General features: G+C 31.7%; 22 protein-coding genes. 15 read left to right on the top strand and 7 right to left on the bottom strand.

Annotated elements, in window-relative coordinates:
• Positions 1-63: 63 nt before the first annotated feature.
• Genes murA through pta form a run of 3 tightly spaced genes read left to right on the top strand, consistent with a single transcriptional unit; the run spans position 64 to position 2503 of the window.
• Entirely contained in the window at positions 64-1332 is a 1269-nt protein-coding gene (gene murA / locus BQ7358_RS04035; protein WP_072520238.1) for a UDP-N-acetylglucosamine 1-carboxyvinyltransferase, read from the top strand.
• A gap of 9 nt (positions 1333-1341) precedes the next feature.
• Entirely contained in the window at positions 1342-1509 is a 168-nt protein-coding gene (locus tag BQ7358_RS04030; protein ID WP_021752888.1) for a DNA-directed RNA polymerase subunit beta, read from the top strand.
• A 13-nt stretch (positions 1510-1522) separates the two neighbouring features.
• The gene (gene pta, locus BQ7358_RS04025; RefSeq protein ID WP_062174566.1) at positions 1523-2503 is read left to right on the top strand and encodes a phosphate acetyltransferase; all 981 of its coding nucleotides are present in this window, start codon (positions 1523-1525) and stop codon (positions 2501-2503) included.
• A 35-nt stretch (positions 2504-2538) separates the two neighbouring features.
• Here pta and BQ7358_RS04020 read toward each other — a convergent pair whose 3' ends face one another.
• Genes BQ7358_RS04020 through BQ7358_RS04010 form a run of 3 tightly spaced genes read right to left on the bottom strand, consistent with a single transcriptional unit; the run spans position 2539 to position 4990 of the window.
• Positions 2539-3174 (bottom strand): TetR/AcrR family transcriptional regulator, encoded by a 636-nt coding sequence (locus BQ7358_RS04020; RefSeq protein WP_062174564.1) that lies wholly within the window; start codon positions 3172-3174, stop codon positions 2539-2541.
• 18 nt (positions 3175-3192) lie between these two features.
• Positions 3193-4269 (bottom strand): ABC transporter permease, encoded by a 1077-nt coding sequence (locus BQ7358_RS04015; protein WP_062174562.1) that lies wholly within the window; start codon positions 4267-4269, stop codon positions 3193-3195.
• The gene (locus tag BQ7358_RS04010) at positions 4247-4990 is read right to left on the bottom strand and encodes an ABC transporter ATP-binding protein (RefSeq protein WP_062174560.1); all 744 of its coding nucleotides are present in this window, start codon (positions 4988-4990) and stop codon (positions 4247-4249) included. The genes BQ7358_RS04015 and BQ7358_RS04010 overlap by 23 nt, the downstream gene beginning before the upstream one ends.
• A 233-nt stretch (positions 4991-5223) precedes the next feature.
• Here BQ7358_RS04010 and BQ7358_RS04005 point away from each other — a divergent pair, with 233 nt between their 5' ends.
• The 8 genes from BQ7358_RS04005 (at position 5224) to BQ7358_RS03970 (ending at position 11939) form a co-directional block, all read left to right on the top strand.
• Complete coding sequence (locus tag BQ7358_RS04005) at positions 5224-5883, top strand: O-methyltransferase (RefSeq protein ID WP_062174558.1); 660 nt, start codon at positions 5224-5226, stop codon at positions 5881-5883.
• A gap of 20 nt (positions 5884-5903) precedes the next feature.
• The gene (locus BQ7358_RS04000; RefSeq protein ID WP_062174556.1) at positions 5904-6830 is read left to right on the top strand and encodes a peptidase U32 family protein; all 927 of its coding nucleotides are present in this window, start codon (positions 5904-5906) and stop codon (positions 6828-6830) included.
• Between the two features lie 225 nt (positions 6831-7055).
• Positions 7056-8327, top strand: a complete 1272-nt coding sequence (locus BQ7358_RS03995) for a peptidase U32 family protein (RefSeq protein WP_062174554.1) — start codon at positions 7056-7058, stop codon at positions 8325-8327.
• Positions 8327-8953: a uridine kinase gene (gene udk, locus BQ7358_RS03990; RefSeq protein WP_062174552.1), complete on the top strand. Its 627-nt coding sequence runs from the start codon at positions 8327-8329 to the stop codon at positions 8951-8953. Before BQ7358_RS03995 ends, udk begins: the two co-directional genes overlap by 1 nt.
• Before the next feature lie 49 nt (positions 8954-9002).
• The gene (greA, locus tag BQ7358_RS03985; protein ID WP_021752879.1) at positions 9003-9491 is read left to right on the top strand and encodes a transcription elongation factor GreA; all 489 of its coding nucleotides are present in this window, start codon (positions 9003-9005) and stop codon (positions 9489-9491) included.
• 8 nt (positions 9492-9499) lie between these two features.
• Positions 9500-10183 (top strand): 5'-methylthioadenosine/S-adenosylhomocysteine nucleosidase, encoded by a 684-nt coding sequence (gene mtnN / locus BQ7358_RS03980; RefSeq protein ID WP_062174550.1) that lies wholly within the window; start codon positions 9500-9502, stop codon positions 10181-10183.
• A 194-nt stretch (positions 10184-10377) separates the two neighbouring features.
• Positions 10378-11346 (top strand): lysylphosphatidylglycerol synthase domain-containing protein, encoded by a 969-nt coding sequence (locus BQ7358_RS03975; RefSeq protein ID WP_021752877.1) that lies wholly within the window; start codon positions 10378-10380, stop codon positions 11344-11346.
• Positions 11343-11939, top strand: a complete 597-nt coding sequence (locus tag BQ7358_RS03970) for a glycerol-3-phosphate acyltransferase (RefSeq protein ID WP_072520237.1) — start codon at positions 11343-11345, stop codon at positions 11937-11939. The genes BQ7358_RS03975 and BQ7358_RS03970 overlap by 4 nt, the downstream gene beginning before the upstream one ends.
• Before the next feature lie 80 nt (positions 11940-12019).
• Here BQ7358_RS03970 and BQ7358_RS03965 read toward each other — a convergent pair whose 3' ends face one another.
• A complete protein-coding gene (locus tag BQ7358_RS03965; protein ID WP_072520236.1) occupies positions 12020-15094 on the bottom strand; it encodes a YhgE/Pip domain-containing protein in 3075 nt (1024 codons plus the stop codon).
• Between the two features lie 453 nt (positions 15095-15547).
• On the opposite strand from BQ7358_RS03965, the gene BQ7358_RS03960 reads away from it, so the two are divergent.
• From BQ7358_RS03960 to BQ7358_RS03945, 4 genes are all read left to right on the top strand, one after another.
• On the top strand, positions 15548-16204 hold the full coding sequence (locus BQ7358_RS03960) for an HAD family hydrolase (protein WP_072520235.1): 657 nt from the start codon (positions 15548-15550) through the stop codon (positions 16202-16204).
• Positions 16205-16317: 113 nt separating this feature from the next.
• Positions 16318-17313, top strand: a complete 996-nt coding sequence (locus tag BQ7358_RS03955) for a D-2-hydroxyacid dehydrogenase (RefSeq protein ID WP_062174542.1) — start codon at positions 16318-16320, stop codon at positions 17311-17313.
• Between the two features lie 243 nt (positions 17314-17556).
• Entirely contained in the window at positions 17557-17991 is a 435-nt protein-coding gene (locus tag BQ7358_RS03950; RefSeq protein WP_062174540.1) for a LytTR family DNA-binding domain-containing protein, read from the top strand.
• Positions 17992-18002: 11 nt separating this feature from the next.
• A complete protein-coding gene (locus tag BQ7358_RS03945; protein WP_062174539.1) occupies positions 18003-18446 on the top strand; it encodes a DUF3021 domain-containing protein in 444 nt (147 codons plus the stop codon).
• 409 nt (positions 18447-18855) lie between these two features.
• On the opposite strand, the gene mscL is transcribed toward BQ7358_RS03945, so the two are convergent.
• From mscL to murC, 3 genes are all read right to left on the bottom strand, one after another.
• Entirely contained in the window at positions 18856-19233 is a 378-nt protein-coding gene (gene mscL, locus BQ7358_RS03940; protein ID WP_062174537.1) for a large conductance mechanosensitive channel protein MscL, read from the bottom strand.
• 181 nt (positions 19234-19414) lie between these two features.
• Positions 19415-19930, bottom strand: coding sequence for a DUF948 domain-containing protein (locus BQ7358_RS03935; protein ID WP_062174534.1), 516 nt, complete (start codon positions 19928-19930; stop codon positions 19415-19417).
• An 82-nt stretch (positions 19931-20012) separates the two neighbouring features.
• Positions 20013-21311 (bottom strand): UDP-N-acetylmuramate--L-alanine ligase, encoded by a 1299-nt coding sequence (gene murC / locus BQ7358_RS03930; RefSeq protein WP_062174532.1) that lies wholly within the window; start codon positions 21309-21311, stop codon positions 20013-20015.
• Positions 21312-21591: the final 280 nt, after the last annotated feature.

The raw sequence follows: 21591 nt of genomic DNA, 5'->3' as shown, positions 1-21591 counted from the left end.
ATTTTAAGATTTGTGGTAGTATAGTAACTGTATAAATGTGAATACAGATTTGGAGGAATACACTTGAAAAAAATAGTTGTTAAAGGTGGGACGCCTTTAATAGGAGAAGTACAGATTTCAGGTGCAAAGAATGCGGCACTTCCGATACTTGCGGCAGGACTGCTTGCAACTGAAGGTACGAGTAAATTTTACAATGTTCCTAAATTATCAGATATAAAGACAATAAGCAAACTATTTGAATCATTAGGAGTAAAAGTAGATTATAAACCGGAAGAAAATACATTAGAAATAGATGCGAAAAGACCATTGTTAACAGAAGCATCGTTTGAATTTGTAAGTAAAATGCGTGCATCATTTCTTGTACTGGGACCGATGTTGGCACGTGAGAAAAAAGCGAAGGTAGCAATGCCCGGAGGGTGTTCGATCGGTAGTAGACCTATAGATCAACATTTAAAAGGATTTGAGATATTGGGTGCAAAAATTATTCAAGACGCAGGTTTTGTTGAGGCAAGAGCGGAAAAAGAATTAGAAGGTGCAACGATATTTTTCGATTTTCCCAGCGTTGGGGCGACCCAAAATGTCATTATGGCAAGCTGTTTAGCAAAAGGTAAAACCACGATTGTTAATGCGGCACAAGAGCCTGAAATAGAAGATATGATTAACTTTTTAACAAAAATGGGTGCTAAAATTTCAGGTAAAGGCACTTCTGTCCTTGAAATTGAAGGTGTTGATAAATTGACAGGTGCTGAGCATACTATTATGTCAGATCGTGTGGAAGCGGCAACGTACATGATTGCGGCAGCTGTGACTAAAGGCGATGTTTTTGTAAAAGGTGCATTATATAAAGATAACATAGCACTTGTTAGTAAAATGCGTGAAATGGGCATATCAATCGAAGTATTGCAAGACGGAATGCGTGTGAGTAACCATCTTGATATATTAAAACCGATAGATGTAAAAACACTACCACATCCGGGATTTTTAACGGATATGCAGTCAATAGTAAGTGTATTGACATTATTGGGTGAGGGTGTCAGTACCATTACGGAAACGGTATTTGAAAATCGTTTTATGCATGTCGAAGAATTACGAAGAATGAATGCAAAAATTAGAATTGAAGGACGTAGTGCTTTAATAGAAGGACCGGCACGCTTAGAAGGAACAACAGTTAGAGCGACGGATCTTCGTGCAGGAGCAGCACTTATTATTGCAGGACTGATTGCCAAGGGGACAACGAAAATTATTGATATTTACCATATAGATAGAGGGTATGTTGATATTGAGAAAAAAATGCGTAAACTTGGTGCTCATGTTGAAAGAATTGAAGAGTAGGAACTGCCTATGAAAATAGACAATACTATTCTACGTTACTTACGCAATATAGCCTTGATATTGCTTGTGTTCTATATCGGAACAATTATAGGTTATGTTGTTTTTGGAAAAGGCAGCTTAATGGATGCCGTTAGTTTAAAGTCAATAAAACATATTAAAGATATTATATACAATTAGGAGGAGTAAGAAGATGACAAGTAATTTATTTGTGGAGCTTCAAGAAAAATTAGAAGGGAAAAAAGTTAGAATCGTATTGCCGGAAGCATATGATGAACGTATTTTAGAAGCGGCTGTTAAGCTGAGTTCAACAAGTTATGTACAACCGGTACTAATCGGTAAGCGTGAAGAAGTGGAGAAATTAGCACAGCCGTTATTCTTAAACGTATCAGGTATTGAGTTTATTGACCATGAAAACTACGAAAAATATGACGAAATGTTAGCTAAATTCGTAGAACGTCGTGCCGGCAAAGTAACAGAAGAAAAAGCACGTGAATTGTTAAAAGATGTGAACTATTTCGGTACAATGTTGGTTTATATGGGGGAAGTGGCAGGACTGGTATCGGGAGCAATCCATTCAACCGGAGATACCGTACGTCCGGCATTACAAATTATAAAAACTAAACCGGGTGTAAGCAGAACAAGCGGAGCATTTATCATGTCACGAAATGCGTCACGTTTTATCTTTGCCGATTGTGCGATTAATACAAGTTTAGATGCACAAGCATTAGCAGAAATTGCAGTAGAAAGTGCAAAAACAGCTAAAAGTTTTAATATCAATCCTAAAGTAGCGATGTTGAGTTTTTCAACTATGGGATCAGCTGTTACAGATGAAACCAAAAAAGTGGCGGAGGCTACTAAATTGGTAAGAGAAAAAGCACCAACATTACCGGTTGGAGGGGAACTGCAATTTGATGCTGCCTTTGTCCCACCTGTTGCAAAATTGAAAGCACCAAATTCGGAAATTCAGGGAGATGCAACAGTATTTATCTTCCCAAGTTTAGAAGCGGGTAATATCGGGTACAAAATTGCTCAACGTCTAGGAGGTTTTGAAGCGGTAGGACCGATTTTACAAGGCCTTAATGCACCGGTAAATGATCTGTCACGCGGTTGCTCAAGCGATGATGTATTAAAATTATCACTAATTACAGCGATTCAAGCAATCTCAGAATAATAAATTAAACAACTAAGAAATTGCTAACCAATTTCTTAGTTGTTTTCTATTAACGACTGATATATTTGTTTTTCTATTAATAATAAATCTTCTTCTTCATTTTCACTTTCAATATAAAAAATAAAACATTGTGAAAAATAAGCGAAAAGCGGGCCTACAATTATACGTAATACTTGAGTAATATTTAAATTGTTATTAAAACGTTTATCACTCTTTAAAAGTATGAGGTGCAACGTTTTTAATTTAGAATTAATAGGATCGTTTTTAATCATGTTTTTTAGATTACTGTTAAACTCTTTATTAATAATAAATTCTTGGAAAAAGATACGTACTAATTTTTGATTTTTTTTCATAAATTCAAAACGATTAAATACTAGGAGATGAATCATATCTTTAAGATTTTTTTCCTGATTTATGCCGGCGACAAAAGAAGCGAGGATAGGTGGAAATCCGATAGATATAATACTATTTAATAAATCATCTTTTGTTTTAAAATATTTGAATAAAGTAGCTTGACTCATACCTGCTGTTTCGGCTATCTTAGCGGTAGAAGTACCGTGAAATCCTTTTTTCGAAAAAAGATCGATTGCAGCAAGGATGATTTTCTTTTTTCCGGCAGGCATATTTGCTTCTGATAAGTATTCTGTATAAGACATTAAAATATTTGACATTAGAGCTCCTAACTGATTTTAAACTTTTCTATAACGACGTAAGCCTATTATATTTAAAATTGTTAATACTATTAGAAAAATAATAAGTATTACAATATTTTGGCCTATTTTTCCAAGGCTATAACCGTGTAAAATGATATTACTTAGTGCCTCACCTGCATAAGTAAGTGGTAGAAATTTTCCTAAGTTAACCGCCCAAACACCCATGTTTTTTAGTGGAATGATACCGGATAAAAAGAGTTGCGGTATTATTACCAAAGGAATAAACTGCATCATTTGAAATTCAGATTTAGCAAGAGCTGAAAGTAATAACCCAAATGATAAGGCAATTAAGGCTAAGACTACATTAACTATTATAACATAAAACAGCTTTCCTACAAGTTCGATTTTTAATAAATTTACTGCAGAAACGACAATGACTGTTGTTTGAATAATAGCTAAAATTCCGTATGAGAGCATATAGCCGAAAACTATTTCAAAATGACGAACCGGAGTTGCTAATAATCTTTCTAAAGTACCGCTTGTTCTTTCTTTTAGTAATCCCATTCCGGAAATTAGAAAAACAAAGAAAAAGACGATAAAACCAACTATAATCGGTATCATTTTAGTAAAAAAATTAGTATCCTTATTTCCATATTTGAAGTTTTCATTAATAGTTGATTTATATTGAAGGATATTTATTTGTGGTGGAAGTTTTTTTATAATTTCTGTTGTATTAACTTTTACCAGTGAACTGATTAATACTTGTCTGGTGAAAGATGTTTTGATTGCATCGGTATTTTCATAAGTTACGGTATAACCGGTATTATTGTTATAAGTAATAGTAGCATCAACAGTGTTATTATTTAATAAATCATTACCTTCTTCATTGGAATGGACATTAGTAATAGTTACATTATCAACAGTTTTTAATGTTTCCGTAACAGAGGTAGGAACATTGAAAGTAGCCAGATTAACGGATACTTTATCACTGCTGGAAAACATCAGATTCATCAACCAGAGAACAAAGATAGGAGCTACAAACATCATAGCCAATGTTCTTTTATCACGAAATAATTCTTTTAAAATACGGTTAGTTATTGCTAGAATACGCATAATTATCCCCCTTTTCAATATTTAAAAATACTTCTTCAATATTAGTAGAGTTAAATTGTTTTTTAAGTTTCTCCGGAGTATCGCAAGCTGCTATTTTACCGTCATGTATGAGTGCAACCTTGTCGCATAGCTCAGCTTCATCCATAACATGTGTTGTTACAAGAATACCGGTACCATTATTTTTACGTTCAATAAGTTCATTCCAAATAGATTTTTTTAACAATGGATCAATACCCACGGTCGGTTCATCTAAAACTAAAAGTTTCGGAGAACCGAGAAGTGCGATAGCTAATGATAGACGTCGCTTCATACCGCCGGAATATGTTGAGACATTTTTCTTTAAGTGTGCCGTTAAATCAACGACAGCGGATACTTTTTTAATCTCTTTAGAAAGTTCCTTTTTGGTCAGCCCTTTTAAATTACCGAAAAACTTTAAGTTTTCATAACCGGTTAATAATTCATATAAGGCATTTGATTGTGCCATATAGCCAATACATCCTAAAATTAACCTATTCGGCATTTTACTGTTAAGTATTAAAGCAGTTCCGGCGTCTGCTTTTTCCATGCCTAACATTGTTTTAATAAGAGTAGATTTTCCGGAACCCGACGGGCCCAATAAACTTATAATCTCATTATTAAACAAGGTAAATCGTACATTATTTAAAACAACCGTATTATCAAACTTCTTTTGTAAATCTTTTATGTGAATTAATTTTTCCATAATAGCTTCCTCCTTAATCAAGTGAGTATTCACTCACTCTTACAATTCCATTATAGTGAGTAAACGCTCACTTGTCAAGGGAAAATCTAAATAAATATTTTATAAAAAGTTGTTCTATATATTTGGGAGAATATATGGTGCTTACAATTATGGGCTGTTCAATAATCAAACAAATTGCATTTATTAATATATTTATGGTATTATAATATGATGTATAAATTATGGAGGAAGATATGGTTGCTATAGAATCAAAAGATGATTTATATATCATTAATTTATTAGAAGATTTTGATGAATTTTATCAAATGTTAGAACAATATGCAAAAGAAAATCATGTGCCGATTATTGATAAAATAGGCATTCGCTTTCTATTACAACTATTAAAAATTAAACAAGCGAAAAATGTTTTAGAGATAGGAACAGCGATAGGATATACAGCTCTAAAATTAGCGGAAACTATCGGTTGCAAGGTAACAACATTGGAACGTGATGACAAAATGTATGAAATTGCTACAAATAATGTCATGGAACGTGGGCTTAGCGAAAAAATAACTTTAATACATGGTGATGCACTGAAGTTACATAGTAAGGTAATAGCTAATGCACCATACGACATTGTATTTATTGACGGAGCTAAAAGCCAAAACCGTAAATTTTTTGAATTGTACGAGCCATATTTTACGGATGATGTTGTAGTAATAACGGATAATGTTCTATTCAAAGGTATGGTAGCAAATTCCGATATTATTGAACATAGTAAAAATTTAAAACAACTATTAAAAAAAATTAATAATTATAATGAATGGTTATTAAAACATGAACAATACGATAGTGTAATACTACCTATTGGGGACGGTATTACAATAACTACGAAAAAGAATAAAAAACTATAATTTTTAGAAAGGGCAGTACGATGACGGTAGAGTTAGTAGTGACACCTAAGAGTATCGAACATATTTATGAACTAATTAACGTTGGAGCAGACGGTTTTATCATAGGTGAGGAAAAATATGGTTTGCGTTTGGCAGGAGAGTTTAAGCGAGCCGAATTAAAAAAAGCGATTGAGATTATTCATCAAGCCGGGAAAAAAGCATATGTTAGCGTTAACGCTATCTTTCACAATAAACACTTAGATGATTTGGTAGATTATCTACGTTATTTAGCAACACTGGATATAGATGCTTTGATTTTTGGTGAACCGACGATAATAACAATATTACGAGATGAAAATCTTAATTTCAAGCTGCAATGGGATCCGCATACTTTAGCTACAAATTCATTTTCATGTAATTATTGGGGTAAACGTGGAGCATATCGTACCTGCTTATCTAAAGAATTAACTATTGATGAAATTTTGGAAATAACAAAAGATAGTGAGTACGAAATTGAAGTTCAAGTACAGGGAATGTTGTGTATGTTTCAATCTGTTAGAAAATTAGTTGATAATTATTTTATGTATAGTGAAAAAGAACAGTACATTGAAGAATATAGTAATTCTAAAAAGTTATTTTTATATAGTCAAGATAGAAATGAGCGTTATCCAATTTTTGAAGATTCAAACGGAACGCATATTATGAGTGCTAAGGACATTTGTGCTATTGAAGAGTTGGATAGATTGATTGAAGCGGGAGTTAGTGCTTTTAAAATTGAAGGCGTCTTAAAAGAAGAAGATTATATTACAGAAGTTACAACAATTTATCGAGATGCAATTGATTTATATTATGAAGATAAAGAAGCATATGAAGATGAAAAACAAGATTTTTATAACGACATTGAACGAATAAAACCAAAATATAGAGAAGTTGATTTAGGATTTTTCTATAAAAAAACAATGTATTAGGAGCATATTTAAAAATATTTTATAACGGTAAAGTACATTAAAAGCTCAAATTTTCAATAAAGTTTACGATGTTGAATATTTTAGCGGGAGAAATTTTAAATTCCAGCTGAAAAATTAATTTAATATAGTCATATTATAATGGTCGTATCGAAGTAAAATATTGTTATAAAGTGTTAGAGAAGATATAAAAGGAGGAAGGATCATACTTGAATGTGATCTAACTATATGGCAATAGGAAATATATCAGAAATACAAAATGGGAAACGGGTGATTGTGAAGAAGCCTGAATTACTTCTTCCAGCCGGAAATTTAGAAAAATTAAAAATAGCTATTCACTATGGTGCAGATGCCGTGTTTTTAGGCGGTCAGGAGTTTGGACTGCGTAGCAATGCGGATAATTTTACGATAGATGAAATCCGTGAGGGGTGTGAGTTTGCAGCAAAATATGGAGCAGATATCTATGTAACGGCAAATATTATTATGCACAATGAGAACTTTGCAGGTTTAGATGAATACTTGATTGCCTTGCAAAATGCCGGTGTGCGTGGTATTATTGTAGCAGATCCGTATATTATAGAAAGATGTAAAACGGTAGCACCGGAAGTTGAAATACATATTAGTACCCAACAATCAATCTCAAATTATAAAGAAGTACAATATTGGGAAAGCGAGGGTGTGCATCGTGTAGTATTGGCACGTGAAACAGGATATGAAGAAATTAAAGAAATTCGTGAAAAAACAAATGTAGAAATCGAAATGTTTGTCCATGGTGCGATGTGCATTGCATACTCGGGGCGTTGTACATTAAGTAATTATATGACGGCTAGGGACAGCAATCGTGGTGGTTGTTGTCAATCGTGTCGTTGGAATTATGATTTATATGAAGAAAGCGACACAGATGATATAAAATTATTTGATACCGGAGCAAATCCTTACGCTATGAGTCCCAAGGATTTAACATTAATTGAGGTAGTGCCTAAAATTATTGAGCTCGGTATTGATTCGCTAAAAGTAGAAGGTAGAATGAAATCTATTCATTACGTCGCAACGGTAGCAAGTGTTTACAGAAAATTAATCGATGATTATTGTTCAGATCCGGATAATTTTGTAATGAGTTCAGAATATAAAAAAGAACTGTACAAATGTGCCAATCGTGATACTGCTATGTCGTTTTTCTATGAAATACCGCAATATACAGAACAAATGTTTGGAAATGAGGGCAGCAAAAAAACTAACTATGATTTTGTAGGACAAGTATTACATTATGATGATGCTACGGGTATAGCAACTATTCAACAACGTAACTTTTTTAAAACAGGGCAAGAAGTTGAATTTTTCGGCCCTGAGATTAATACCTTTAGACAAGTAATCGGAGAAATTTACGATGAGGACGGAGAGTTGCTTGATGCAGCACGTCATCCTTTGCAAATTATCAGAACTAAATTGGATAGTAGAGTATTTAAAAGTAACATGATGAGAAAGGAAATGGGACGCTAATGAGTACAAAACGACCTAAAATTATCGGTATTGTCGGTGGAAGCGGGAGCGGTAAAACTACCGTAACAAAAAGAATAATAGAAGAATTAACGATAGATAAAGTGGCGTTAATCGAGCAAGATTATTACTATAAAGATCAAAGTCATATGACAATGGATGAACGTGTTAAAACAAATTATGATCATCCGAATGCTTTTGATAATGAACTGTTATACAACCAGTTGTTAGAATTAATCAACGGTGAAGCTGTAGAACTGCCGGTGTACGATTATGTTAACCATACACGTAGTACAGATAAAAAATATCAAGAGCCGAGAGATGTTATTATTATTGAAGGGATGTTCGGTTTATATTCAGAAAAATTACGAGAATTAATGGATATAAAAATTTTTGTTGATACACCGAGTGATTTACGTATTTTACGACGTCTTTTGCGCGATATTAACGAGCGTGGGAGAACCGTTGAATCAGTAATTAATCAATATTTATTATCAGTACGTCCTATGCACGAAAAATATATTAAACCTACCAAACAATATGCAGATATTATTATTCCGGATGGAGGATATAACGATATTGCGATTGATATTTTAATTACAAAAATTAAATCACTACTAGCAAAATAATAAAAAAAAAGATATAATAAGTAAGAAGACTTAACAAAGGAGCATAAGTATGGCATTAGAAGAAAAATTAGAATATCAAATGACCCAAGAGGGGTATGATAGACTTGTTGAAGAATTAGAACATTATAAAAAAGTAAAACGTCCGGAAGTAATCGAAAAAATTAAAGTGGCTCGTAGTTTCGGTGACCTTTCTGAAAACTCGGAATATGATGCTGCAAAAGATGAACAAGGGTTTATTGAACAAAAAATTCTTGAAATGGAGCAAATGATTCGTTATGCAGTCATTGTCGAATTAGATGAGAAAACGAGTGCTATTCGTTTAGGAAATACGGTAACATATCAAGAACTGCCGAACGGGTTAACGGAAACATATAAAATTGTCGGTAGTGCCGAAGCGAATCCTTTTGAATTTAAAATTTCAAACGAAAGTCCGGTTGCACAAGCATTATTAGGTAAAGAAGTAGGCGACATAGCTAAAGTTTCATTACCTACTGGGCCGGAAGATTCAATGGATATAAAAATCCTTGCCGTTGAATAGGTAGACGTATGATAGCTTTAATCGGAGCGATGCCGGAAGAAGTGGCAATTATTAGAAAAAAAATTAAAAATCTTAAAGAAAATAAGATAGCTCATGTCAATTTTTATGAAGGACAATATGAAAATAAGGATATTGTACTTATGCTAAGTTTACCCGGAAAAGTTAATGCAGCAATAGCAACAACGCTTTTACTTGATAATTATGATATTGATTATGTTATTAATATCGGAACGTGCGGTGCATTGCAAGGTGATATGGAAATAGGCGACATGATAGTAGCGACAGAGGTAAGGCATTTTGATGTTGATGCAACGGAATTCGGTTATGAAATAGGTCAAGTACCGCAAATGCCGGCAAAATACGAAAGTGATAAATATTTACAACAGTTAGCCGGTGAGATTGTGTTGCCAAATCATAAAGTTCATTTCGGTTTGGTGGGGACATCAGACTCATTTATTTCTAATAAAAAAATAAAGAAAAATATTTTAAAAAATTTTCCTACTATGCAGGTAGTAGAAATGGAAGCTGCGGCAATAGCACAAACTTGCTATCAATTTAACACTAAATTTATAGTTTGCCGTAGTGTGAGTGATAAGGCGGAAGAAGGCAATAGAGTAACTTTTGACGAATTCTTAAAAATTGCGGCACTTAATTCGTCAATATTAACAACAGAACTTATAAAGAAGTTGTAGCAATTAATTAAGTAATAAAATATTTATTATCATTCCGATAATGAATATTTTTATTTTATCTTATTTTTATAATTAATAAAGAAATTAAGTTTATTATTTGATTTTTCTTTAATCTTTTAATAATTTGAATTGAAAAAAAGGCGATAAAATGGTATATTATAAATTAGGAAAAATATTTATTTAAGGAAAATAATATGCACAATATAAAAAGTAAGAAATCCTTTAATTATTTAAAAGGTATTATTCAGATAATTTTGGGATTAGCAATATTTTATTTAATTTTTTCCTACTTTAAAAAAGAAATCACAAGTTTAAATTTTCGACAAATAAGGGAGTTAACTTTACAATTAGGTTATGGAAAGTTCTTTTTTATTTTGTTGTGTGGTTTGTTTGGGATAACTATTTTATGTCTTTATGATTATTTTGTTTTAAAAGCGATAAATATAACAAAACATATGTCATCATTTCGAATCTTTAAAATAAGTTTTATGACAAATACACTAAATATGGTATTAGGTTTTGGCGGATTTATCGGTGCAGGATTAAGGTATTATATGTATAAACCTTATACAAAAAGTGGGAAGACTTTAGTGACAGCAATAGGAATGATTTTAATTTCGATGTTATCAGGAATTAGTTTATTATCTATTTTTGTTATTTGTGATGTTTTTCCGGGAGAGGCACTTTATAAAGAAAAAACGATATTTTACTATTGTTTGATATTAATGTCCTTTTTCTTACCGTTGTACCTATTTTTCAGTTTAAAAAAACCGAAAATAAAAGGTGATAGATATTTAAGTGTAAAACTTACTATTATTTCTTTTTTTGAGTGGGTTTTTGCGGCGATTATTATATTAATTATCCTCTATTTCTATACAGGAAAGTCAGTATATAATAAGGAGCTTCAAATAGTCGGAGTCATTATTATAGCATCTATAATAGGACTTTTAACGATGATACCGGGGGGGTTAGGTACTTTTGATACATTAGTTTTAATCGGTTTAAAAAACCTCGGCATTAATCCTGAAGTAATCGGTGCAACGATAATAATATATAGACTTTCTTATTATGTAGTTCCGTTTTCAATAGGTTGTTTGATGCTTGCGTCAGAAGGATTAAGAACGATAAAAGAAAAGTTCAGAAAGAGAGGAGAAAAATTATGATTATAAATATTGTTTATTTTGTTCTAGCTTATTTTTTAGGGAATATAATGGGCGGAAAATTATTAGAAATTATTTATAGAGAAGAGTTTACCAATAAAGGTTCCGGGAATGTCGGAGCAAGGAATGCCGGAAGAGTTTTAGGACCTAAATCATTTGTCTTTGTGCTCGCCGTTGATTTTTTCAAAGGTTTTTTAGTAGTTATTTTATTAAAAATATTTAATATAAATGCCACTATTATTTATATCTGTATTATCTTAGTGATTCTCGGACATATTAAACCTGTTGTTTTTAAATTTAAGGGAGGTAAAGGTGTTGCAACGTTTTTTGGGTGTATAGCTGCATTATCACCGCATATGTTTTTAGTGGTAATACTTTGCGCTTTAGTCATAGCAATTATTGTAAAGAGTTTAACTTTAGGGTTTTATGCCAGTCTTACATTAGGAACTTGCATAAATTATTTAGAAAATCCATCATTTATAATTTTAGGATTATATATATTATTAGTAATTATTCTTTGTATTACGGCGTTAGGTGATATAGAAGAAGCATTTGAAAAATATTTTAGTGCTAAGAAGAATAAATCGGTTCGTTAGTGAGCCGATTTATTTTTTCTCATGCCCCGTATTTGGCACAGAGCCAAAACCCGAAAGAATTTTCTTTCGGGTTTTTATTATTAGTCAGCAGTCTGCATAGTACGATTTTTCTTAGTATAGAAAATATAATTTAGAACTAGGAACACTATTCCTAAAATCGTCAATACTAACATTGAATTATTATAAATGTTATTAGTTAATCCGCCAAGAACGGCATGTTTAACTGACATATCCGCATAGTAAATCGGAGTGAACGGAATTAAACCGTTATACAATGCCGGTAACATTTGGCGAGGAAATAGCGGGGTAGTTAGGACAAACTGCAACGCTACTAGTGAAATATTGATTATATTACCTATTTTACCAAATGTAAATGTAAAGAAATGAGCTATAATCATAAATATGATTGCTGATAATAATAATCCTGAGAAATACATTCCAAAATATTCAACCTTAAAATCAAAGAATAATTTCATAGAAATTACTTCTATTACAACTTCTAATAGGGAGAATATAACCATAACCGACAGTTTACTGATAAACCAAGTTAATGTGGGAATACCGTTTTCTTTCTGGTATATCGGATATAATATATTGAATATTACAGCACCTATAAGTAATCCGAATACTAAGAAAAATGGTGCTAGGGCGTTACCGTAGCTGGTTTCGTTGGCTATATCGCTGGTGTTGGTTTTAATTGGATTTGCCAACATGTCTGAATTTTTATCTCCGGTATGAGCTGTGTTTAACTGAGTAGCTCCATTTACTAAACCGGTGGCTAATTTATCCGAGCCTTCTTTAGCTTTTTGCATTCCATTAATAAGTTCAGGAGTTTTGGCTTTCATATCACCAATACCTTTGTATAATTTTTGTCCGCCGTTATTAAGTTTTTGAATACCGTTCAACAGTTCAGGAGTTTTGGCTTTCATACCATCAATACCTTTGTATAATTTTTGTCCGCCGTCATCAAGTTTTTGAATACCGTTCAACAGTTCAGGAGTTCTGGCTTTCATATCACTAATACCTTTGTATAATTTTTGTCCGCCGTCATCAAGTTTTTGGATACCGATAGAAAGTTCAGGAATTTTAGATTTTAATTTTCTAAGCCCTCTATTCAAATCGGTAGAACCTTTTTGTAGGGCGAAGGTATTATCTGCTAATCTTTTTATCCCTTGAGCCATTTCACCGGTTGTTAAGCTGGTAGCTGTTTCGTCAACTCCATTTTTATATCTTTCGAAACCGCTCGTAAGTTGTGGGCTTTTAGAAATAAGTTCTTTAATTCCATTTGCCAACTTACCACTTGTCAGGCTGGTAACTGTTTCATCAACTCCGGTTTTATATTTGCTAAAACCGTTAGTTAATCTAGGAGTTTTTTGATTCATAACAGAAAGACCCTCTTTTACTTTAGAACTTCCTACAGCTAATGGATTAACACCTGCTTTAATATTGGAATAACCGTCAACCAAAGATAGCAACTGAGTTTTTATATTACCGACATCAACTTTATCTATTTCCTTACCAAGTTTTCCTAGTCTTTCTAGTGATTTATGAAGATCTTGGTAACTTTTCATAATTTGAGCAAGTTCAACTTTAATATCATTGTTATTATTTATCTCTGTATTATTCACTGTTGAAATTTGCGAATTACTTACATCACTTTTAGCGGCATTTAAAATAGCTGTTTTTTGTTCTTCGGTTAAAGAAGTCGAATTTAACTGCTGTTTTAAAGATGAAAATGATACATCGGTAGATTTAACAGTTGTAGTTGTTGTATTATTTTTTAAATTTGTTTTATCAATAAGTTTTTCAAGTTTAGTAATTTCATTTCCAAGTTTTTCAAATTTTGATGATATAGAGCTGTTTAGTTGTCTTGAACTTATTTTTAAATATTGTAACTTCTCGGTTAGAGAAGAAAGTTTAGCTTTATTATCAGCAATCTCCTTATCCGATGGAAGTTTTCTGTTAAGTAAATCAAGACCGTTAGCAATTTGGTAAGCCCCATTGGATAATTTAGGAACACCGTCAGCTAATGTATTAATTCCGTTTGCCAGTTCAATTCCGCCGGTAAGAAGTTTTGTTAAATCTTCCTGCTTAGCATCTAGTCCACCGCCGATTTGTCTAACACCTTCGGTATAACGAGAAATACCATAAGCCAGAGAATTTCCGCCATTAATTAAGGAATTTAGGTTGTCTTTTTTAGAAAATAATTTTTCATTTAAAGTAAGAATACCGTTAGTATATTGAAGCAAACCGGAATGAAGTTTATTATCTCCGTTAAATAATAAATCAATTCCGTTAGCAAGCTCATCTTTTTTACCGTTAAGGATACTAAGTCCGCCTGCAAGTTGCCTTGACCCGTTATGAAGTTGGTCAATCCCGTTACCTAAACGTTTACTACCATCATTAAGTTTTGATAAGCCGCCTGTAAGTTGTCCTGACCCGTTATGAAGTTGGTCAATCCCGTTACCTAAACGTTTGCCGCCGTCATTAAGTTTCGATAGTCCGCCCGCAAGTTGTCCTGACCCGTTATGAAGTTGGTCAACCCCGTTACCTAAACGTTTACCGCCATCATTAAGTTTTGATAAACCGTCAGCAAGTTGTCCTGAACCGTTTGCTGCTTTACTAAGTGAAATTCCAATGTCGGAAAGTTTGTTATAAAGTGTAGAACTATACGTTTTTACAACTTGGTCTTTTACTGTATTGGTAAGGTTACTTGCAACAGTTTCCATGATTTTTTCTCCATTTTTACTTTTTGTAAAATTGGTTTTAAAATCAATATTCATCTTTTCCGGATTTTCATTTGATAAGGTAGTCGCATTTTTAGAGAAGTTTACCGGTATCGTAACTATCATATAGTAGTCACCTTCTCGAAGTTCTTTTTCAGCAGTATCCTTATCAACGAACTGCCAGTTTATTTTCTTATTTTCTTTTAGTTTGTCTACCATAGATTGTCCAATTTCAAGTCGTTTACCATTAAAATCAATGGGTTTGTCCGTATTGACAACGGCAACTTTTAGATTGCTCGTATTATCATAAGGAGTCCATACAGATTTTAAAAATGTTCCTGCATATAAAATTGGAACTAGTGCCACTAACGATAGAGAAACAAGAAGTTTTTTACTTTTAAGTAAATGTTTAAATTCTTTTTCTATCATAGAACCTCCTAAGAGCATATTAATTTTAATTGAGAAAACTAATTGAAATAAAAATTCTTAAATTATATTAGTTAATCTCGTAATGAATATTTTAAACCTATTTACACTAAAAGTCAAAATATTTTTTAGTTATAGTGAAAAAATTAATTTTAATATAATATATAAAAAAACATAATAAAGATAGAAAGAGTAACTAATATTATTGTTATTATTTCCGAAAAAACTGTTATATCAATAAAAGTTATATAAAAAAGGATTTAATTATAATTCAATAAACATAAATATCTTAATTAAAAAAATTATATTATTTAGGATGATTTTCAGTCTATATTAATGAAAAATCTAGTTTATCATTAGCATTTGATATTATATTTTAATATTTATTAAATAATTTGAAAGAGCATCTTGTTTGACGTATAATTTAAGTAAAATAAAGTAAAGTAGGAAAAAAGTATGATAGAAGCAGTGTTATTTGATATGGACGGGTTAATGGTGGATACGGAAAAACTTTCAACAGAGGCGTTGATCCGTTGTGCTAAAGAACAGAATTATGAAATGAGTGTTGATGAAACACTTCAGGTTTTAGGGTTTACAGAAGCTAGTATCTATGAATTTTGGACAAATTATTTTAAAGATACAAAAGTTGATGGAAAAAAGTTGACAGAAGATCATTACAAATATATAGAGAATATTTTATTTACAACAGGCCCGGATAAAAAACTGTTTGTGGAAGAATTATTAATTTATTTAAAAGAAAATAATTATAAGGTAGGTGTCGCTTCGTCTTCGGGACTACATTATATTAAAAATAATCTGAAAAAAACAGATTTAGAAAAATATATAGATGTAATAGCAAGCGGTGCGGAAGTGGAAAATGGGAAACCGGCACCGGATGTATTTTTATTGGCTGCAAAACGCTTAGGAGTAAAACCGGAAAATTGTCTAGTGTTAGAAGATTCAAAAGCCGGAATAAAAGCTGCAAAAAGTGCCGGAGCAACGGTTTATATGGTACCTGATATGTTTATACCCGATAAGGAAGTAATTGAAATAACGGATAACATAGTAGAAAATCTCGGAGAAGTAATAGAAATTTTTAAAAAAATAAATTAAACGTAAATTTATTTCGGGGAATAAAAAATATTATAGAAAACAATTTAAACAAATTGAAAAATTGTAATCGTTTGTGATACAATAAAATTAACGAAAACAGGAGGAGAATAATTATGAAATTAGTTCTATTTAATGTAAGGGAAGATGAGAAGAGTGCTGTGGATAGCTGGATAAAAGCACATCCTGAAGTAGAAGTTGCGACTTATCAAGAGGAATTAAATGCTGCTAATAAACATCTTTTAGATGGGGCAGATGGAGCTGTTTTTGCGGCAAATAAACCTTTTGATAAAGAAATTTATCCCTATGCCAAAGCGCAAGGTGTAAAAGTTTTTTCAACACGTTCAGCAGGGTTTGATGTTTTTGATAGACCTTTGTTAAAAGAATTGGGAATTAAGTTGACGAATGTTCCATCATATTCACCGAATGCAATAGCAGAACATGTTTTAACAACAGCATTAAGAATTAGTAGAAATACAATTAAGATTCAACGTAATGTAGAAAAACATAACTTTACATGGAATCCGGGTATCTTATCTCGTGAGCTAAGAACACTTACTGTTGGAGTAATCGGTACAGGACGAATCGGAACTCAAGCTGCACGTTTATTTAAAGCGGTAGGTTCAGAAGTAATCGGTTATGATGTTTATCCGAATGATGTAGCTCGCGGAATATTAACGTATGTTGATAATGTTGATGAGTTAATCGAAAAATCAGATATTATTACTATTCATATGCCGGCGGTGGAACAATACAAACATATGGTAAGTGATGAATTTTTAGCTAAGATGAAAGACGGCGCAATCTTATTAAATGCGGCACGCGGAATGTTGGTAGATACAAAAGCATTATTAAAAGCATTAGATAGTGGAAAACTTTTAGGCGCAGGATTAGATGTCTATGAGAACGAAAGTAAATACGTTCCGAAAAATTTTGAAGATAAAGATTTTGATGATGAACTTCTACAAACATTGATAGATAGAGATGACGTTATTTATACACCGCATACAGCATTTTATACAGAAACGGCTATTCAAAATTTAGTAGACGGTGGATTAAATTCGGCTATTGATGTTATTAAAACGGGTACATCAGTAAATATTATTGAATAATAGTGGAGAGATATAAAATACACTGCAATTTATTGATAAAAAATTAAAAAATACTAAGTAGTTAAAAAGGGCGATGTAGTAAATGTGTTAATTTCCAATTTAATTTTGGAGATTATAGTTTAAAACATTGTCCTTTTTTCTATTTAATTTACACCATATAGACAAAAGAAATTACCGTATATACAAAGATGGTAGATAAACGTTATCTGTTTTGATATAGTATAAATGAAAGGAGTAATTGGTATGAAACTGGAATTAAATATAAATAAAGATATAAAAGAAACTTTAGTGCATATATATACTCGTACGGTTGATGAGGAAGTACAAAATTTAATAAATTATATAGAACATAATACAACGTATCTTGTAGGGTATAATGAAACGGAAACACGAATATTGAAGTTTGATGAAATAGTGCGTATTTTTATAGAAAATAGAAAATTATATGTAAAAACTATTGATAATATATTTACCATAAAAATGAAATTATATGAAGTGGAGAAAATTTTAGGAAAAGATTTTGTTAAAATTTCTCAGAGTGAAATAGCCAATATACATTATATAAAAAATTTAGATTTAGGAATTAAAGGAACGATAGCAATTAAATACACGAACAAAGATGTAAGTTATGTATCAAGAAGAATGATAAAAACATTTAAAATAAGGTTAGGAATATAGGAGGAAAAAAGATGAAATTAATTAAAACAATATTCATATATGCATTACTGGGTGTCGGGATAGGAAATATTATAACACTGGGGTTCAGCATAGCGTATGGTAGTTATTTACCGGGAGTACCGAAATTTATAGATAGTTTTGGTAGCGTTAATAGTGCGGTTGTAGTGCAAACCGTTATCTATATGATATTGGGTATATTACAAGGCATCGCCGGTATTATTTTTAAAAATGCAGAATATACGGGGTTAGCAAAGATATTTATTGTGCATTATATACTTATAATCGCACCGCTTGTATTAGCCGGATATTATTTATGTTGGTTTAACAGTATAAAAACATTGCTAGGTATGTTGGTATTTTCCAGTATTATATATATTATAATCGCTGTTGTTTCATATTTTACTATAAAATCTGATATAAAAAAAATTAATGCAAAACTTGGGAAATATAATTAAAATAAAATCAAGTAGATATAACGGAATTTTTTAGGTAGATTCATTATTTCTGCTTGATTTTTTAATATACATTATTTTAAAAATATATTTCAGCAATGGTTAGCAGTGGTATGGACGCCTACAACTAACTTAGGTTAATTCGTAGAAATAAGGTATGCAAGGCTACTCTAATCTTTACGAACAAAGTGAGTAAAAGATTAGCTAGTAGCTACTGCCATGGGTCAGCAGTTGACACTAACGTATCATCTACGCCTATGGCTTTGATGATACTAGTGTCTTTGAATACGTCACTTCTAAGATTTATTCGTGCTAAAGGCACTCATAAACCTAAGAATTAAAGAGAGTTCTTAAGGTTGCCACACCACTATAAAATCAGCAACAAAAAATATTTTGTATATAAATATATAGATTATTTTTCTGATTTTAATAAATCTCGAATTTCTTTAAGAAGCTCTTCTTTAGCATCAACTTCAGGTGCTGCTTCTTCAGCTTCTTCCTGTTTAACCATTTTATCTTTGGCAGTGTTAATTGCTTTAACAAATATAAAAATAGCAATCGCTGTAATTAAGAAATCAATAACGATTTGGATAAAGTTACCATAGTGAATACCGTTCCATATCAGATTAGTGAAATCCGGTTTTGATGGGAAAATAAGTAAAATTAGCGGCATCATAATATCCGCAACTAATGAACTGACAATTTTACCGAAAGCTGCCCCCATAATTACCCCGATAGCAAGGTCCAATACATTGCCTTTAAAAGCAAATTTTTTAAATTCATTTAACATAAAAACTGTTCCTCCTTTTAAAAATTTAATACTAAAGTATAATAAATGAAAAATTGAAAAAAATCAAGTATAAACCTAAAAAAATCGAAAATATAAAGGGAATATTAACAAAAATAAACTAAGATTTTAGCTTTAAAATCCTAGTTTATAGCGGTTTATATAAGTATATACAAATTAAAATTTATTCAGTTTCTTTTTTTTGTTCTTTTTTTAAAAATTTATCTAATAGCTTAGATGCTTTGGCTCGGTTTGAATCTACTTTTTCGGATAAATCTTCAAACTTTTCGTCTGTACTTTTCTTAAAGCCGGTAACATTATTTTTCATATTACCGACAGAGTTATTCAAACCATTTATTGAACTTGCAAGTCCTTCTGCCGAATTAAATAGCGGATCCAATTTTTCAGATTTAACCTGTAAATCTTCAGCTAAAATATTAGTGTTTTGTAAAAGAATATTTGCTTCAACCATAATAGGTTCTAAGTTGCCTTCTACTTTTTTAACGGTTTCATTTAAGTCTTTAGCAAGAGTTAATGCATCTTCTGCAATATCGGTGACATCTTCTGCACACGCCGTAGCTATATTAAGTGATTTTCTAACTGTTCCCAGTGTTATTGCCGCACTAATACAAATAATAAGTACACCCACGCCGGCCAAAAAGATTCCGGCATAAGCTAAAATAAGCCAATTAATAGTCATATTAATATTTCCTCCTTGGTTACATACATAACTATATTTTAAAGTATTGTAGTTTTAATTACAACCTATTTAGTTATATTCTCTAAATTTTTTCAAGAAATTTATGACAAAGTTTGTTAATATTTCCGGCGCCCATAAATAAAAGTACAGCATTATCAAAGTTTAATTTCGGGAAATCTTCCTCGCCATTAATAATGTCAGAACCGGTTGTTACTTTTTGTAAATCTTCTATTCCGACGATTTTAGCTTTTTCTCTAACTGAAGCAAAAATCGGGCATAGAAATGCTTTATCAGCAGTAAGTAAACTTTCAGCAAATTCATTTAAAAATTTAGCGGTTCTTGTATAAGTATGAGGTTGAAAAATCGCAATTATTTTTTTATCAGGATATTTTCGTCTTGCACTATTGATAGTCGCTTTTATTTCGCTTGGGTGATGAGCGTAGTCATCAACAACAACTAAACTTCCTACTTTATGCTCGCTGAAACGACGCTCTGCAGCTTTGTAGTGATTTAATGCCTCTTGAATTTCCTCCGGTGCAATACCGATGATATCAGCCAGTGAAATCGCAGCAGCTGCATTGGAAATATCATGAAGTCCGAAAACTGCCATTTTAAATGTAGCAAGTTTTTCACCATATTTATAAATATCAAAAGTGCTAAATTCAGAAGTTGTAGTTAAATTTTTAATTTGATAATCATTACCATCATTAAAACCGTAAGAAATTAATTTTGCTTTTGAACTTGTCAGCTTGGAAGCAAGTTTATCATCTCCGCAGAAAATAACAGCTTTTTTAACTTGATTAACAAAACTTTGGAAAGCAGAAAAGACATCATCTTCATCTTTAAAGTAGTCGGGATGATCAAAGTCGATATTCGTTACAATAGCATAATCAGGATAATAAGCTAAAAAGTGGCGATAGTATTCACATGCTTCAGCTACCAAAAAGTCGGAATTTTTTTGCCCCGAACCTGTTCCGTCACCGATAAGGTAAGATGTGATGAAATTGTGTTTGAAGATATTACTGACCATAGTAGTAGTTGTAGTTTTACCATGTGCTCCGGTAATAGCTATTGAAGGAGTTTCACCTAATAATTTTCCTAGAAATTCTGAGTAAGTGTATGTTTTAAGCCCTAACTCTTTAGCACGAACATACTCTTCATGATCATCATTAAAGGCATTTCCCAATATAACCTCATAACCTTCTTTAATATTTTCCGGACTATACTCAAACATTGGAATATTTCTTTTTTCTAATTTTTCTTGGGTGAAGAAATAGGTAGCAAGATCAGACCCCTGAACAGTATGCCCCATATCATAAACGATTTGAGCAAGAGAACTCATACCCGATCCCTTAATACCTATAAAGTGATATTTACTCATTGCGATTCTCCTATATATGTTGTTAATTAAATTTCAAAATTTTTTATCAGTATTACAATTTTATCTTAAAATAAAAAATTTTTCAACCGTTAGCACTCTTAAATTAAACAAGGTAAAAAATTTTAATTTTTGATTGAAATGTAAAGTAGAAGCCGATTTTAACAGTTATCTTAATTTAGATTATAGGTGTCGACTTCTACTGACTATGTTTATAAATATTTGAGTTTTTATTAGATATTTTCTATATTATCAGGAATAAAAGAAAATATTATGTACGACT

The organism is Gemella massiliensis, from assembly GCF_900120125.1.
GTDB lineage: Bacteria > Bacillota > Bacilli > Staphylococcales > Gemellaceae > Gemella > Gemella massiliensis.
Note: the sequence above shows the minus strand (reverse complement) of the source record. Positions and strands in the feature narration are given on the sequence as shown.

What these genes read in the sequence shown, in the direction of transcription:
- BQ7358_RS04030 (WP_021752888.1), top strand. Translation starts at nt 1,342, where the DNA reads ATGAAAATAGACAATACTATTCTACGTTACTTACGCAATATAGCCTTG.
- pta (WP_062174566.1), top strand. Translation starts at nt 1,523, where the DNA reads ATGACAAGTAATTTATTTGTGGAGCTTCAAGAAAAATTAGAAGGGAAA.
- BQ7358_RS04020 (WP_062174564.1), bottom strand. Translation starts at nt 3,174, where the DNA reads ATGTCAAATATTTTAATGTCTTATACAGAATACTTATCAGAAGCAAAT.
- BQ7358_RS04015 (WP_062174562.1), bottom strand. Translation starts at nt 4,269, where the DNA reads ATGCGTATTCTAGCAATAACTAACCGTATTTTAAAAGAATTATTTCGT.
- BQ7358_RS04010 (WP_062174560.1), bottom strand. Translation starts at nt 4,990, where the DNA reads ATGGAAAAATTAATTCACATAAAAGATTTACAAAAGAAGTTTGATAAT.
- BQ7358_RS04005 (WP_062174558.1), top strand. Translation starts at nt 5,224, where the DNA reads ATGGTTGCTATAGAATCAAAAGATGATTTATATATCATTAATTTATTA.
- BQ7358_RS04000 (WP_062174556.1), top strand. Translation starts at nt 5,904, where the DNA reads ATGACGGTAGAGTTAGTAGTGACACCTAAGAGTATCGAACATATTTAT.
- BQ7358_RS03995 (WP_062174554.1), top strand. Translation starts at nt 7,056, where the DNA reads ATGGCAATAGGAAATATATCAGAAATACAAAATGGGAAACGGGTGATT.
- udk (WP_062174552.1), top strand. Translation starts at nt 8,327, where the DNA reads ATGAGTACAAAACGACCTAAAATTATCGGTATTGTCGGTGGAAGCGGG.
- greA (WP_021752879.1), top strand. Translation starts at nt 9,003, where the DNA reads ATGGCATTAGAAGAAAAATTAGAATATCAAATGACCCAAGAGGGGTAT.
- mtnN (WP_062174550.1), top strand. Translation starts at nt 9,500, where the DNA reads ATGATAGCTTTAATCGGAGCGATGCCGGAAGAAGTGGCAATTATTAGA.
- BQ7358_RS03975 (WP_021752877.1), top strand. Translation starts at nt 10,378, where the DNA reads ATGCACAATATAAAAAGTAAGAAATCCTTTAATTATTTAAAAGGTATT.
- BQ7358_RS03970 (WP_072520237.1), top strand. Translation starts at nt 11,343, where the DNA reads ATGATTATAAATATTGTTTATTTTGTTCTAGCTTATTTTTTAGGGAAT.
- BQ7358_RS03965 (WP_072520236.1), bottom strand. Translation starts at nt 15,094, where the DNA reads ATGATAGAAAAAGAATTTAAACATTTACTTAAAAGTAAAAAACTTCTT.
- BQ7358_RS03960 (WP_072520235.1), top strand. Translation starts at nt 15,548, where the DNA reads ATGATAGAAGCAGTGTTATTTGATATGGACGGGTTAATGGTGGATACG.
- BQ7358_RS03955 (WP_062174542.1), top strand. Translation starts at nt 16,318, where the DNA reads ATGAAATTAGTTCTATTTAATGTAAGGGAAGATGAGAAGAGTGCTGTG.
- BQ7358_RS03950 (WP_062174540.1), top strand. Translation starts at nt 17,557, where the DNA reads ATGAAACTGGAATTAAATATAAATAAAGATATAAAAGAAACTTTAGTG.
- BQ7358_RS03945 (WP_062174539.1), top strand. Translation starts at nt 18,003, where the DNA reads ATGAAATTAATTAAAACAATATTCATATATGCATTACTGGGTGTCGGG.
- mscL (WP_062174537.1), bottom strand. Translation starts at nt 19,233, where the DNA reads ATGTTAAATGAATTTAAAAAATTTGCTTTTAAAGGCAATGTATTGGAC.
- BQ7358_RS03935 (WP_062174534.1), bottom strand. Translation starts at nt 19,930, where the DNA reads ATGACTATTAATTGGCTTATTTTAGCTTATGCCGGAATCTTTTTGGCC.
- murC (WP_062174532.1), bottom strand. Translation starts at nt 21,311, where the DNA reads ATGAGTAAATATCACTTTATAGGTATTAAGGGATCGGGTATGAGTTCT.